Annotated in this window: 13 protein-coding genes; 3 read left to right on the forward strand and 10 right to left on the reverse strand. The window is 56.4% G+C overall.

Annotated elements, in window-relative coordinates:
• Positions 1-10: 10 nt before the first annotated feature.
• The 3 genes from ruvB to ruvC form a co-directional block, all read right to left on the reverse strand.
• Positions 11-1,030 (reverse strand): Holliday junction branch migration DNA helicase RuvB, encoded by a 1,020-nt coding sequence (gene ruvB / locus FEE96_RS18385; protein WP_138164589.1) that lies wholly within the window; start codon positions 1,028-1,030, stop codon positions 11-13.
• 148 nt (positions 1,031-1,178) lie between these two features.
• The gene (gene ruvA, locus FEE96_RS18390; RefSeq protein WP_138164590.1) at positions 1,179-1,862 is read right to left on the reverse strand and encodes a Holliday junction branch migration protein RuvA; all 684 of its coding nucleotides are present in this window, start codon (positions 1,860-1,862) and stop codon (positions 1,179-1,181) included.
• Positions 1,859-2,356: a crossover junction endodeoxyribonuclease RuvC gene (ruvC, locus tag FEE96_RS18395; protein WP_138164591.1), complete on the reverse strand. Its 498-nt coding sequence runs from the start codon at positions 2,354-2,356 to the stop codon at positions 1,859-1,861. The genes ruvA and ruvC overlap by 4 nt, the downstream gene beginning before the upstream one ends.
• 320 nt (positions 2,357-2,676) lie before the next feature.
• On the opposite strand from ruvC, the gene FEE96_RS18400 reads away from it, so the two are divergent.
• Complete coding sequence (locus tag FEE96_RS18400) at positions 2,677-2,889, forward strand: DUF1127 domain-containing protein (protein WP_138164592.1); 213 nt, start codon at positions 2,677-2,679, stop codon at positions 2,887-2,889.
• Positions 2,890-3,054: 165 nt separating this feature from the next.
• Here the strand turns inward: FEE96_RS18400 and FEE96_RS18405 are convergent, their stop codons facing one another.
• From FEE96_RS18405 to FEE96_RS18415, 3 genes are all read right to left on the reverse strand, one after another.
• Positions 3,055-3,402 carry a hypothetical protein gene (locus FEE96_RS18405; protein ID WP_138164593.1) on the reverse strand — a complete coding sequence of 116 codons (348 nt, stop codon included), beginning with the start codon at positions 3,400-3,402 and terminating at the stop codon, positions 3,055-3,057.
• A 103-nt stretch (positions 3,403-3,505) separates the two neighbouring features.
• A complete protein-coding gene (locus FEE96_RS18410) occupies positions 3,506-4,378 on the reverse strand; it encodes a 50S ribosomal protein L11 methyltransferase (RefSeq protein WP_138164594.1) in 873 nt (290 codons plus the stop codon).
• A gap of 91 nt (positions 4,379-4,469) precedes the next feature.
• Positions 4,470-5,705 carry an MFS transporter gene (locus tag FEE96_RS18415; RefSeq protein WP_138164595.1) on the reverse strand — a complete coding sequence of 412 codons (1,236 nt, stop codon included), beginning with the start codon at positions 5,703-5,705 and terminating at the stop codon, positions 4,470-4,472.
• Positions 5,706-5,831: 126 nt separating this feature from the next.
• On the opposite strand from FEE96_RS18415, the gene FEE96_RS18420 reads away from it, so the two are divergent.
• Positions 5,832-6,899: a YeeE/YedE family protein gene (locus FEE96_RS18420; protein WP_138164596.1), complete on the forward strand. Its 1,068-nt coding sequence runs from the start codon at positions 5,832-5,834 to the stop codon at positions 6,897-6,899.
• Positions 6,900-6,920: 21 nt separating this feature from the next.
• Here FEE96_RS18420 and FEE96_RS18425 read toward each other — a convergent pair whose 3' ends face one another.
• Together FEE96_RS18425 and FEE96_RS18430 are read right to left on the reverse strand one after the other, a co-directional pair.
• Positions 6,921-8,048, reverse strand: coding sequence for an aromatic ring-hydroxylating oxygenase subunit alpha (locus FEE96_RS18425; RefSeq protein WP_171021757.1), 1,128 nt, complete (start codon positions 8,046-8,048; stop codon positions 6,921-6,923).
• A gap of 496 nt (positions 8,049-8,544) precedes the next feature.
• Positions 8,545-10,740 (reverse strand): primosomal protein N', encoded by a 2,196-nt coding sequence (locus tag FEE96_RS18430; protein WP_138164598.1) that lies wholly within the window; start codon positions 10,738-10,740, stop codon positions 8,545-8,547.
• A 125-nt stretch (positions 10,741-10,865) separates the two neighbouring features.
• Between FEE96_RS18430 and fsa the strand changes: the two genes are divergently transcribed.
• Entirely contained in the window at positions 10,866-11,519 is a 654-nt protein-coding gene (gene fsa, locus FEE96_RS18435) for a fructose-6-phosphate aldolase (RefSeq protein WP_138164599.1), read from the forward strand.
• Between the two features lie 148 nt (positions 11,520-11,667).
• On the opposite strand, the gene FEE96_RS18440 is transcribed toward fsa, so the two are convergent.
• Positions 11,668-12,852 (reverse strand): hypothetical protein, encoded by a 1,185-nt coding sequence (locus FEE96_RS18440; protein ID WP_138164600.1) that lies wholly within the window; start codon positions 12,850-12,852, stop codon positions 11,668-11,670.
• A 145-nt stretch (positions 12,853-12,997) separates the two neighbouring features.
• Entirely contained in the window at positions 12,998-13,399 is a 402-nt protein-coding gene (locus tag FEE96_RS18445) for an NUDIX hydrolase (RefSeq protein WP_138164601.1), read from the reverse strand.
• Between the last annotated feature and the right edge of the window lie 413 nt (positions 13,400-13,812).

Genomic DNA, 13,812 nt, shown 5'->3' on the forward strand with positions numbered 1-13,812 from the left:
TCCCGCATTCTCAACCAAACAAATCATCCGCAGTTCTGGGCGCGTCCAGCCCCAGGTGGGTCCAGGCCTTTTGCGCCAGCATCCGCCCACGTGGGGTGCGTTGGATCAACCCCTGTTGCAGCAAATAGGGTTCGATCACATCCTCCAGTGAATCACGGCTTTCAGACAGGGCCGCCGACAGAGTTTCGATCCCCACCGGACCACCGCCATAATTCTCGGCAATCAGCTTTAGATAACGTCTATCGGCCCCGTCGAGTCCGAGATGGTCCACTCCCAGTCGGGTCAGTGAACTGTCGGCCAACTCACGGGTGATTTTGCCGTCCCCTTCGACCACAGCAAAATCTACAACACGGCGCAACAACCGCCCAGCGATCCGTGGTGTACCACGGGCACGGCGGGCAATTTCCCGCGCGCCTTGATCGTCAGCGGGCACACCCAATTTGCGCGCGTTGCGACTGACGATCTCGTGCAGCTCATCCACCGTGTAAAATTGCAAACGTGTCGGGATGCCAAACCGGTCCCGCAGTGGCGTGGTCAGCAGCCCCATGCGTGTGGTGGCCCCCACCAGCGTAAAGGGCTGCAATTCGATCCGCACCGTGCGCGCGGCAGGTCCTTCGCCGATCACCAGATCCAATTCAAAATCTTCCATCGCCGGATAGAGGATTTCTTCAACCACCGGATTCAACCGATGGATTTCGTCGATGAACAAGACATCGCGTGCCTCAAGATTGGTCAGGATCGCCGCCAGATCGCCGGCCTTGGCCAACACCGGACCAGAGGTCATTCGGAAGTTCACACCCAGCTCACGCGCGATGATCTGCGCCAATGTGGTTTTCCCCAACCCCGGAGGCCCGTGGAACAGCGTGTGATCCATCGCCTCGTCCCGTTGTTTGGCCGACTGGATGAACACCCGCAAATTCGCACGCGCCTCAGCCTGACCGATGAACTCCCCCAACCCCTGCGGCCGCAAGGCCCGGTCGTTGTCATCAGGCTGCGGTTCGGGGCGCAGGTTTGGGTCGGCATCAATCATTGAGGGGATAGCTCCCAAAGGGGATCATTGGATCAAGCAGTTCACTTAGGGCATCGCCTGACCTTGGGGAGGCGAGAAGCGCCTTCCCAAGGTCAGGCGATGCCCAGCGTTGCCGGGCTGAATTTGGGTTTTCACAAAACTCCACAGTTTATCCTTTCGGCGCCAACAGTTTCAGCGCAGCCCTGATCAGGCCCGCCTCACCCAGACCAGCCTCGTTCCCGGCGGCTTCAGCTACCGCCGCTGCCGCGTCACTGGGGCTGTAGCCGAGATTGGACAGGGCCGACAATGCGCCAGCTTGCGCTGCGGCGTCCGTATTGGGTTTACTGGTTTTCTTTTTAGACTTGGGATTTGGTGCGGCTTCTACACTCTCGACCACTTCCAAATCAGGCCCGTCCATGGCTTCGGAAATAGTGCCGCCCATCGCCATTACACCTGGTGCCTTGTCCTTCAGGTCCAGAACAATGCGCTGTGCTATTTTTGGGCCAACCCCTTTGGCTGCCTTAACACTGGCCCAATCGCCCAAAGCAATTGCCCGACCAACTGCATCAGGACCCAATGTCCCCAGTATCGCCAATGACGCCTTAGCCCCAACACCCTGCACCGAGGTCAGCAGGTGGTGCCATTCCTTTTCGACCAGCGTGGTAAAGCCGAACAGCTGCAACAGATCTTCGCGCACCAGCATCGAGGTATAGAGCGAGATCGCCTCGCCCACACCGGGCAGCGCCATCATGGTGCGGCTGGAACAGTAGACGATATAGCCGACGCCGCGCACATCGATCAACACATGGTCCTCGGCCCGGTAGTCCAGCCGCCCGGTCAGCTTGCCAATCATGCCCGCACCTCGCGCAGTTGCCGGTCAGCAGTGCCGCGATAAAACGCATGGCAGATCGCAATCGCCAGCGCATCAGCGGCGTCAGCGTTTTCAGGGTTACAGCCGGGCAATTGCAGTTTGACCATGTGCATGATTTGTTTCTTGTCGGCATGGCCAACGCCCACAACCGTCTTCTTCACCCGGTTCGGCGCATATTCACCCACTGAAAGCCCCGCTTTGGCCAATGTCAAAAGCGCCACACCACGGGCCTGACCCAGCTTTAGCGTGCCAGCCCCATCTTTATTCACAAATGTTTGCTCGATCGCCGCCTGATCCGGCGCAAAGGCTGCGATCACTTCGGTGACCTGATTATGCAGCGACAACAGCCGCTCGCCCAGATCGTCGCCGTCTGAATGGCAAACACCATTGGCAACATGGCTCAACTTGGAGCCCTGTGATTCGATCACGCCCCAGCCAAGGTTCCGCAACCCCGGATCGATCCCCAAAATCCGCATCTTTTGCCCGGTCCCTGCTTGTGCTTTGCATTTATTTTCCGTCGATTAGCACAAAACGCGAACATGTCCAAACCCTTTCCGTGAACAAAAGGTTAGCAGGTTTGTGAAAGCCCGGTCCAAAACCGACCCTTTCCCGCCCCCGTTCGACATTTTGAGACAGCTTGCCGCAGGTCACTCATAGGTCTTGTTTATATGACCAGAAGCTATGTTCTGAGTGCATACGACAGTTGCAATTTCCCATCTTGCTCGATCCAAATCGCATCACTAAATGCCATCCATCAAATCACGGTTTTCAACATCTCCAAACAAAGGACAAGGATATGGCTGCTTTTGACACAACCCGCACCACCTATGGCGCAACTGGCCTGATCGGCCGTATCGGCTCGACGTTTTCCGTCGTTACGGCAGCGTTGGTGCACTGGAATGAGGCGCGCGTGACACGCAACTCTCTGTCAGCCCTGAGCGAACGCGAGTTGACCGACATCGGCCTGTGCCGCGGTGACATCGAAAACATCGCAACCGGCAAATTCTAACACCCCTTTTCTACGTCGCTCCTCCCTCGGGGTAGAAAGAGAACGCCGCGCCCCAAGGGGCCGCGGCGTTTTTCATTTCTAGAGGCGCAAAATTGACCGCACATACAAAAGCCGCAGGGTGAAACACCGCTGCGGCTTTTGTATTGGTCCTGCCTCCTTCAAGGATTAGCGCAGGACCGGGCCTATTTTTTCTGAAATAAGCCGCGACAATGGATCTACCATCATCACATATGAACCACCCTGCTCCAGCACGGATCCCGCCTGCAGCTTCGCGACACGATCCTGATAGCTATCCAGTCCAATGGAGGCGATCAGGAACCCTTTGAACAAGAGGAATGCGCCGAGAAACAGGACCACTGCACGCAGTGGCATTCGTGACTCCAGCTTCTTCTGCGGTGCCACAACAATCAGACCGTCAGACCGGATTCGGGCTGTATAGCCATGCGCCATAGCATTGTGCTTACGCTCAAGACGACGCACACGCGACATAAATAGATGATGTTCTTCGCTCATGTGAGCCCCCCGTACTGGCCCCCACCAGCGGTTGAATCATCATGCGACTACATTGTGGCAAAACTGAGGCAACTACCTCAAATGCGTTATAAACTTAGCTAAATCAGCTCTGCTTCTGCAGCAATAGCGTGGTCCAGTCACCAATCTCATCCCTGCGGACCTGATTGATGCCATTTCGTGCATAAACCTCTACCACATTTTGGGCTTGTTCATTAAGAATCCCTGACAAGATCGCATAGCCACCAGGGCAAAGATGCGCATTCATATCCGGGGCCAGTGCCACCAGCGGGCCTTTCAGGATATTGGCAAAGATCAGGTCATACGGCGCCGCTGCATGGAGATCCGCATGATCAAAGCCAGCCGCTTCGACACAGCCCACCCGACCAGCCATGCCGTTGGCCCGCAGGTTAGCCTCGGCGACATCAACAGCAACCTGATCAATATCACTGGCCAGAATAGTGCCATCCCAAATGCGGGCAGCTGCCATTGCCAGTACCGCGGTGCCACAGCCGATGTCGGCGACTTTATCCGCCTTGAACCCTTCACCGATCAGATGGTCCAACGCCCGCAGGCACCCCAGCGTCGTGCCGTGGTGGCCAGTGCCAAAGGCCATCGCCGCCTCAATCAGAAGTGGGGTTTTACCCGCTGGCAACTTATCAGCGTCGTGGCTGCCGTAGACAAAGAACCGCCCTGCCTCAACCGGGGCCAACTCGCGTCGCACATGGGCCACCCAATCTGTGTCTGGAAGCTCGGAGACAGCAAACGGTTTTGAGCCATGCATTGCCGTCAACAGGGCCAGACCAGCCTCATCCGGGGCCTCGGTGAAATAGCCACCAACTTCCCACAGACCCGAGTCATCTTCGAGATCGAGAATACCAACCCCGGTGGGCTCAGGTACCAGATGCTCCATCGCCTCGCCCAGCGCCTCGGCGGCGGCTTTTCCGGATAGGGTGGTAAGGGCGGTAAAGGTGGGCATCACGATCTCCTGAAACTGATCAGATGCGCCTAGGCTGGCTGGGCCGATAGGTCAAGCGAAAGGGCCACCTGGGCAGCCCTCTCTGGTTTCCTTACTCCGCCGGAGCAGGCATCCGGTACTTGCTGAATATCGTCTCATTGCCCTGCTCAGGGTGGCGCGGGATCAGTAGTGACAACCCCAGCGAGGTCAGCGCCATTAGGGACGCCAGACCAAACACCGCAGCAGGCGACACCAACCACAGCAGACCCAGCAACACCGGCAGGAACACCGCAGCGATGTGATTGATGGTAAAGGCCACCGCCGCTGTGGGCGCGATATCCGCCGGATCTGCGATCTTTTGGAAATAGGTTTTCAGCGCCAGCGCCAGACCAAACAGAATATTGTCGACCACATACAAAACCGAGGCAAACAGCACGCCCCAACCAAACCAATAGATACCGCCATAGGCCATAAACACCAGCGTCAGACCAACATACTCCCAGATCAGGGTGCGGCGTTCACCAAAGTATCCCACGGCTTTGCCCAGGAAGGGCGCGACCAGCATTTTAACCACCAGGTTGACCAGATACAGCCCGGTCAGCTCGTGCACATCAAAGCCAAAACGTTCAACCATCATGAACCCGGCAAAAACCATAAAGATCTGCCGCCGCGCACCGGCCATAAACTGCAGGGCATAATACAACCAATACCGCTTGCGCAGCACCATGGTCTTGTTCTGTGGTGTTGGGGATTCAAACTGCGGATAGGCAAACAGCGCAAACAGAGCCAGCCCAACAGTGGTAAAGCCACCCACCATGAACACAATATTGTAGCTCAGGTTCAGGGTTTCCCACATCAACATGATCAGGACAAAGACCAACAGCGTCGTAGCCGATCCCATGCCCAACAGCCAACCCAGCACCTGCGGCGCCTTATCTTTGGGCAGCCATTGCAACTGCAACGACTGGTTCACCGTCTCGTAGTAGTGGAACCCAAGTGAACTGAGGAACGTCAGCATCAAAATACCATTCAGACTTGGGAACCACGCCGTAAAGGCCGTCGCCACCCCCAGCAGCACCAGTGAAACCATGCCCAGGACTTGTTCGCGGACAAACAGAATAATGGCGATCACGCCGATGGCCATGAACCCTGGAATTTCACGCACGGTATGTAGCAAGCCAATGTCTGATCCATCAAATCCCGCAACCTCGATGACGAAGTTATTCAGCAGCGCATACCAGGAGAAAAACGCAATCGGCATCGCAGCTGACATCAGGAACAGCAGGGTCACAGGACGGCGCCAAAGTGGCAGACCGGAGGAGTCGGAGAGGAGGAATGGTTTGAACATCCTTCGCTCTTACGCCTGATCCGCGCCACTGGGTAGTGCAAAGAAGCTGTTGCACATCTGATCTGCATCAATGCAGAGGTCACCAAAAATCATATATCGCAATGCTTGAATGGATTGGAGAGCCCTATGGACCTGATCAGTCTGGTTGAACGTATTGGCGAAGCCCCAACCGCCGCCCTGTTTGGGTTGCTTACGGGTGTGGTGTTTGGTGTCGCCGCCCAGCGCGCCCGGTTTTGCCTGCGCGCGGCTACAGTCGAATTTGCCCGTGGCAAGATGGGTGGCAGCGTTGCGGTTTGGTTGCTGACCTTTTCAACCGCACTGGTCTGGGTGCAAGGCGCGCGGATGTTAGGGCTGATGGACAGTTCCAGCGCCCGCATGATGGCAGTGCCCGGCAGCTGGTCAGGTGCGGTCATCGGCGGGCTGATATTTGGGGTCGGCATGGTGCTGGCGCGGGGCTGTTCGGGGCGCCTTCTGGTGCTGGCGGCCACCGGCAACCTGCGCTCGGTAGTGTCCGGGATGATCTTTGCCGTCGTTGCACAGATGAGCCTGTCTGGCGTCCTCTCCCCCTTGCGCGACAGACTGGCCAACCTTTGGATTACCGCAGACGGGCGTAACATGGATCTGTTGACCACTTCTGGTCTGCCAGATTTTGCAGGTTTTGTGATCGGTAGCGCGATTGCAGCTCTGGCACTGGTGATTGCCCGGCAAAACCGTATCGGCGCATCCCGTCTGGTCTTTGCCTCGGGCGTTGGCTTTGCTGTCGCCTTGGGTTGGGTGCTGACCTATGCCCTGAGCCAGGTCGCCTTTGATCCGGTGCAGGTTGAGAGCGCCACCTTTACCGGCCCTTCCGCCAATACCCTGATGTTTTTCCTTGAACATGGATCAGTGCTGGAGTTCGACATAGGTCTGGTGCCCGGGGTGTTCATCGGGGCGCTGCTGTCTGCTGCAGTGGCGGGCGAGCTGAAATTTCAGGCGTTTGACGACGCCCCTACCATGCGCAAAGCAATGACCGGGGCCGCCCTGATGGGATTTGGCGGTATGTTGGCCGGCGGCTGCGCGATTGGCGCAGGTGTCACCGGCGGGTCGATCTTCGTCGGCACCGCTTGGCTGGCCCTGTTCTGCATGTGGGTCGGGGCGATAGCTACGGATTGGTTGGTAGATCAACGCGGCAGGGTACAAGCCGCATTGAAGTAACCTGACCTTCTATCTTCCGAGTTAGCCCTCGCCCTGTATCTTTGCGTTCAAATACCGGGCGAAATCAAAGTTCGGTCGCTCCAGATGTGAAAGCAGCCCTGGCTCTGCACTCTTGGCGCAAAGCCCCCGGTACACCTTTTCGGTGCAGCCGCGATCTTCGTTGTTCACCTCGTCCAGCAGGGTTTTCAGGGCTTTGAAATGTGTCGCAGACTCTGGGTCATCCCTGAACTCGGGTGCAAGACCACCACCAAAGAGGATGTTTACATGGTCCGGTCCGTCGGGCTGCAACGACAGGTACCAGAAATATCCGGGTGTCAGAGTGATCAACAAGGCCGGATAGATCGACAACAGATAGGTTTTGTTGCGATCTTCCCCGACAAGATGGGTGTTGTTGGGATGTGCCAGTGTCAGTGTCAGTGGCATCGTATTGTCTTTCAGTATCCAATGGTAGTTGAAGGCTGGCCGCCCCTCGGGACATGTCATTTTCTCCAGATCAACCGTTCCACCAATGGTGCCTGCATGGCAGACTGGCAGGTGATAGCTCTCCATGAAGTTCTCAGCCAAGACCTTCCAGTTGGTGTTCCAGCGGTGTGTCTCGCAAAAACTTTCGACGTAGTTTTCCATGCCATAGTGACCAACAAGCGCATCAACCTCTGCCAAACCCTCGCCCACTGGGGTCGCGTCAGGGTTCAGCGTCACCATGATCCAACCTTTCCAGTCTTCACAGCGAAGTGTGGGCAGGGAAATTTCGGACTTACAAAAGGCGGTGTTGTGCATCATCGCCGGAGCACCACGCAGGGATCCGTCCAGATTGTAGGTCCAGGCATGATAGGGACAGACGATGGATTTCACCGTTCCTCGCCCCTCGAGCAGGGTCGACATGCGATGCCTGCAGACATTGGATTGAGCGCGCAGGCTTCCGTCGCGATCCCGCAAAACCATGATCGGCTCTCCGGCGATCTCCATCGTGGTGTAATCGCCGGGGTTGGGTAAAGAACTGGATCGCCCAGCGCACAGCCAGTCTTGACGGAACACCTTGTCCAGCTCCTGCTCCAGAAATTCAGTCGACGTATAAACCGAGGGCGGCATGGCCCGCGCCTGTTCAAACGGAACGGCGACGTTGTCGCTCAACTCTTGCATAGGGTTCATTTTGGCCTCCGACATCCGCGCCCTTTACGACGAAGTTGTCCGATTGGCAATTTCCAGAACTTGGCTGACCTGCACAGGTCAAAGAACTGCCAGGATGAATGCCCCGTCAGTTTCGATTTTCCTGTGAAGCTCTCTCTCGGCTGTGCGATCAAGTAAAGAATAAGAAAGGCGGTACCGCCAAAGCGGATGCGGACGGGAGATCAGTCCCGCTTGCTAAACGTTGTCTCTGCGCGCCCCTGTCTTGGTGGGGCCCTGTTCCAAGTGCCGGGGGTGTCAGGCCCAGCGATAATCGCGATTGATTGGCAATCTGTCAGAAAAACTGAAACCCTGAGTGAACAGGCCGCGCGCTGCCTGTGCAGCGCTTCCACCAAGACACCAACAGACCTGGTCAGGTTGCATTATGAGTATTTACAGCAAAAAGAAACATCGACGCGATCAATCAACTTGGGTTTCTTTTTGCTTAAAATACTCAAATTCCAAGCCCCCCCCAGCACCGTCAAAAGAAGTTCTGCGGATCGATATCAACATTCAACCGCAGCTCACCCTTTAACCGGCAGGGCGCAATCCAGCGCGAGATGGCATCCTGCAGCGGTACACCCTTGTCGGCCTTAACCAGCAGGCGCACCCGATGGCGGCCGCGAATACGGGCGATGGGGGCTGGCGCGGGTCCATAGACCTGCGCGCCGATTGATCGCAGCGGCCCATCATTGCGCGCCAACGCGTTGCCCAGATCAAACACCTGCGCCAGATCTGGCCCGGACAGGATGATCCCGGCCATGCGCCCATAAGGCGGCACCCCAGCGGCTTGGCGTTCCGCGGCTTCGGCCTTCCAGAACCCTTCTTCATCCCCTGACAGGATAGCGCGGATCACCGGGTGCTCGGGTTGGAAGCTCTGCAACAGGGCCTCGCCTGGTTTCTCGGCCCGCCCAGCGCGGCCGGCCACCTGCCGCATCAGTTGGAACGTCCGCTCGGCTGCGCGTAGGTCTGATCCTTGCAGGCCCAGATCAGCATCAATCACGCCGACCAGTGTTAGCAGTGGAAAGTTGTGCCCTTTCGCCACCAGCTGGGTGCCTAAGATTATATCGGCCTCACCCTTGGCGATCTCGGATATCCGTTCTTTCAATGCCCGGGCCGATCCAAACAGGTCCGAGCTGAGCACTGCGATCCGGGCGTCGGGAAACACGCTTGCGGCCTCCTCACCCAGCCGTTCGATGCCCGGGCCAACCGGGGCCATTTTGCCCTCAACCTCGCAGGACGGACAGACGGTGGGCAGTGGTTTGGTCTCGCCGCATTGGTGGCACATCAAGCGGTTCTGGAACCGGTGCTCGACCATGCGCGCATCACAATGGTCACAGGCCACCTGCTCACCACAGGCCCGACAAATCGTCACCGGCGCAAAGCCGCGACGGTTCAAGAACAGCAGCGATTGCTCGCCGCGCTCCAACCGTTTGCTCATGGCCGAGCGCAGAGTGGGTGAGATCCAGGTCGCTGGGGCCAGTTTTTCAGTACGCATATCGATGGCGCGCATGTCCGGCAACACCGCAGCACCAAAGCGTGCGGTCAGGTCTAATCGGCGGTATTTACCTGCTTCGGCATTGGTCCAGCTTTCCAGGCTTGGCGTGGCCGAGGCCAAAACCACCTGCGCCGAACACATCGCCGCGCGCAGCACCGCCATGTCGCGGGCGTTGTACAGCACGCCATCCTCTTGCTTGTAAGAGGTATCGTGTTCTTCATCGACAATGATGAGTCCGAGGTTCTGGAAGGGCAGAAACAGCGAGGAGCGCGCGCCGATCACCAGTTGCGCATTGCCCTGCCCCACCATGCGCCAGACCCGGCGACGTTCGGTCATCGTCGCGCCGGAATGCCACTCTGCCGGGGTCGCGCCAAAGCGCGCCTCGACCCGGGTCAAAAATTCAGCCGTCAGGGCAATTTCGGGCAGTAGAACCAGCGCCTGTCGTCCCGCTCGCAGACAAGAGGCCACGGCTTCAAGGTAGACTTCGGTTTTGCCGGACCCGGTAACGCCCTTGAGCAGCGTGGTGCCATAGGCCCCCGATTGCACGGCCGCGGCCAGAACCGCCGCGGCCCCTGCCTGATCATCAGTCAGGGTTTTCCCCGGCAGTTCCGGATCCAGATGCGGATAGGGCAAATCGCGGGGGGCTTCTTCCTCGCGCAGCGCGTCCTGCTTTACCAGTCCCTTGACCACCGACGGTGTCACCCCGGCCAGATCCGACAGCTCCTTGGGGGTGAAAGCTAGCCCGCCGTAATCCTCGAGTGCGGCCAGAACCCGCGCGCGGGCATCGGTCATCCGTTCGGGTTCACTCAGCCCACGGCGCAAAACCTTGCGCATCGACACCGGATCAGACAGCCCCGGCGCACGGGTGGCCAGCCGCAGCATCGAGGACATTGGCGTCAGGGTGTAATCTGCGGCACGGCTGAGGAACTGGCGCATCTCTTCACGCATGGGGGCCACATCCAACACACGATTCACCGACCGCAGCTTGGCCGAATCGAAATCGCCCTGCCCCGGCCCCCAGATCACCCCCAAAACTTTTCGCGGCCCCAGTGGCACCTCGACATAGGCCCCACGAAAACAGCCGCCCTCAGGCGCGCGGTAATCCAGAACCCGATCAAGCGGTTGCGTGGTCAGAACCCCGACCCGCTCGCCTGCATGAAAAAACTCCTGTTCGCTCACGCTGCTGCCTTTCATCCTCAGGGGTTTTTAATGCCTCGCTATTGCGTTAAAGGCTAGCGCAAACCTACGCCGCTGCGTTAAAGGTTAGCGCAAACAATGGCCAACCCATCTAAAGGATCCGTCTGATGAAATTCTTCGTAGATACCGCTGAAATCGACGCCATTGCCGAGCTGAATGAACTTGGCATGGTGGACGGTGTGACCACCAACCCGTCGCTGATCAAGAAATCCGGACGTGACATCATCGAAGTCACCAAGGAAATCTGTGATCTGGTAGACGGTCCTGTATCGGCCGAAGTCACCGCTGTTGACGCTGAGACCATGATCGCCGAAGGCCGCAAACTGGTGGAGATCGCTGAAAACATCGCCGTCAAAGTGCCGTTGACTTGGGATGGGTTGAAAGCCTGTAAAACCCTGACCGACGACGGTTACATGGTCAATGTCACCCTGTGCTTTTCGGCCAATCAGGCGCTGCTGGCGGCAAAAGCGGGCGCAAGCTTCATCTCGCCTTTCATCGGTCGTCTGGATGACATCAACCTGGATGGAATGGAGCTGATCGAAGATATCCGCACTATCTATGACAACTATGGTTTCGACACTGAAATCCTGGCGGCCTCTATCCGCACTGTGAATCACGTGCTCGACTCTGCCCGTCTGGGTGCCGACGTGATCACTGCCCCTCCTGGCGTGATCAAATCGCTGATCAACCACCCGCTGACCGACAAAGGCCTGGCGCAGTTCTTGGCTGACATCAAAGCGGCAGACATCAAGATCCTGTAAGGTCACCGACAACGACAAGATTGAGGGAGGCGCCAAACGGTGCCTCCCTTTTTTTGAAGCGTCGCCTCAATGATCTACTTTTGGGCGTCAGTGAACTGTGGATCTCGCCGCACCTCTCAAAACACGATGCCGCCTTCTGCAAATGAGGTTAGCCGAGCTCTGAGGCCAGCGCCCCAAGGCCCTTTCCTATGCCGTCGGCGGCTTTGACCAGATTTTGCCCGCCCGCAGCAATCGTCGAAACGCCTGCAGAGAGACCAAGGCTACCGATCCAGACCGCCCATTTAGCCCAGGTGGGATCTTTGTGGCGCAGTGCATCCACAGCCTTTTGGGTGCTGTCGCGAAATTTCTCGGCCGGTTTCAGTCTGGCATCAAAGTCTTCGATGTCTTTGATAAGCTGTGATGTAGCTTTGCGCGCCTGCTCCATCGCCTCAAACAGACCGTCAATCTTCTTGCTTTTGTATTTTCGGTCTTTGACCATTTTACCAAGCTTTTTGTCGATCTCCTTGTCGAGTTTGCTTTGCTGATCGAGGATTTTGTTTAGCTCTTTGCCCAGCTTGGCAGCTTCCAGATCAAGGTTCTTGAGCTTGGCCTTGTAGGTTTCAAGATGTTTGTCGACCCGGTTGAAACCCGAAGTTTCTATCATCAGGAAATCAGCCAGAAACTCTTTGCCGATTTCCTTGGCCTTCACCTTGGCTTTTGATTGCTTGGTATAAGCTGCAACGAGTTCCTTGATCGCCTTTTCGAGGTTCTTATGAACCTTCTCCAGATCTGAGGTGACTTTCTGAATTGCCCTTGCCACAGAGACGACGCTTTGGGCGATGCCATAGATACTTGCCGCGATAGAGACCCCGCCTGTCACCGCACCTGCCGCAAGTGACGCGGTGCTGCCGATGGCACAGGCGCTGCCGATAACGATCGTGCTCACCACTTTTAGACGATATTTCTTACGGTCTTTGTTGGCCTGTTTCCACTTACTAAAGTGGGCATTGGCGACACCTTCGATCGACTTCTGGTACTTCGCGAAGATCTTGTTGATGTCAGCGTCGAACTCTTTGCATTCCTTGTCGGTCAGCGGCATGACCGACCCGAGGTTATCAGCGGCTTGCACACGCAGACTGACTTCGCCCAGCAATTTTTTGTACTCTTTGGTTGCGTCATCATAAAGTTTGGCAACAAATCTGGCGTCGGTATCGAGCTCTTTGGCAACGCTGCTGTCAACTTCGCAGCTCGCTACAAAGGTCATTTTCCCCAGCTCGACGAATTTTGGTTTTACTATCTTGGCGACCTCGTTTTTGACGTCAGCCTTTATAATCGTTAGTTTTTCCTTGCCCACGCAAAGCGCTCCTTTTTGCACCTCTCAAAAGTGTAACGGATATTTGCCAAACCTGTCTTCCTTTAATTTCAGATTTCCAAGACGGCCCTTTAGACGTGAGACAGAGGCTATAGATTTGGGTCAAGGCAACCGCAGTTCGGTTGTTTTACTGAACCATCAGGCTGGCAAACACATCCTGATAGGACTCCAATGCGAGGTCCGGTAACGCAGAGGCAAGGCTAAATGAAGCCCAGCGCAACTCGCTATGTTCATCGCCTAAATTGGCGGGCTCTTTGTCCCATTCTTCAACGATAAAGAGGTGAAACGTCACATCGGTTCCATCCGATTGCTGGCGGTCATAAAGCCGTGTCAGCAGCCTCACTGATTTGGGTACAATGCCAATCTCTTCGAACAGTTCCCTTTGCAGGGCTTGTTCTAGCGTTTCACCCGTTTCGACATGCCCGCCAGGGAAGCTCCAAGTGTTGGGATATAGACGTCGGTTGGCACAGCGCCGGGCCATCAGGACTTGCCCATTTCTAACAAGTAACCCGTTTACGATATCTACCATGCAAGACACATCCAATAACCCTTTCGCGAAACGAACCATTTCCAATCACTGCAGGCCTCAAATGGTTACTCGCAATGCAGGCATGACCAGACCTGCGTCTTTACAGATATACGAAAATGGGAAATTGGCATGTACGAATGTATTTCGTAGTAATTGTAATTTTTTATGTGTCGGTTCAAATTGTTTTCTGTCGTGGCCTTGGGAATATTCTTGCTCGCGGGTGCCTCAACCGCGCAATCGCAAATCAGTGGAACATATGAGGGAGTCATTCATAGTTCCGGCAAAAACTATCCGGGATTGACTGAATTCAAACAGACCGCATCAGGTGAGTTTACAGGAACCTATGTATTTCAGGGGCGGTCCCAGTACGAAACCGGAACCCTCTCGGACTGCAAGCTTAAGCGTTTAGTTTT

The sequence above is a fragment of the Parasedimentitalea maritima genome (genome assembly GCF_005771405.1).
Lineage (GTDB): Bacteria > Pseudomonadota > Alphaproteobacteria > Rhodobacterales > Rhodobacteraceae > Parasedimentitalea > Parasedimentitalea maritima.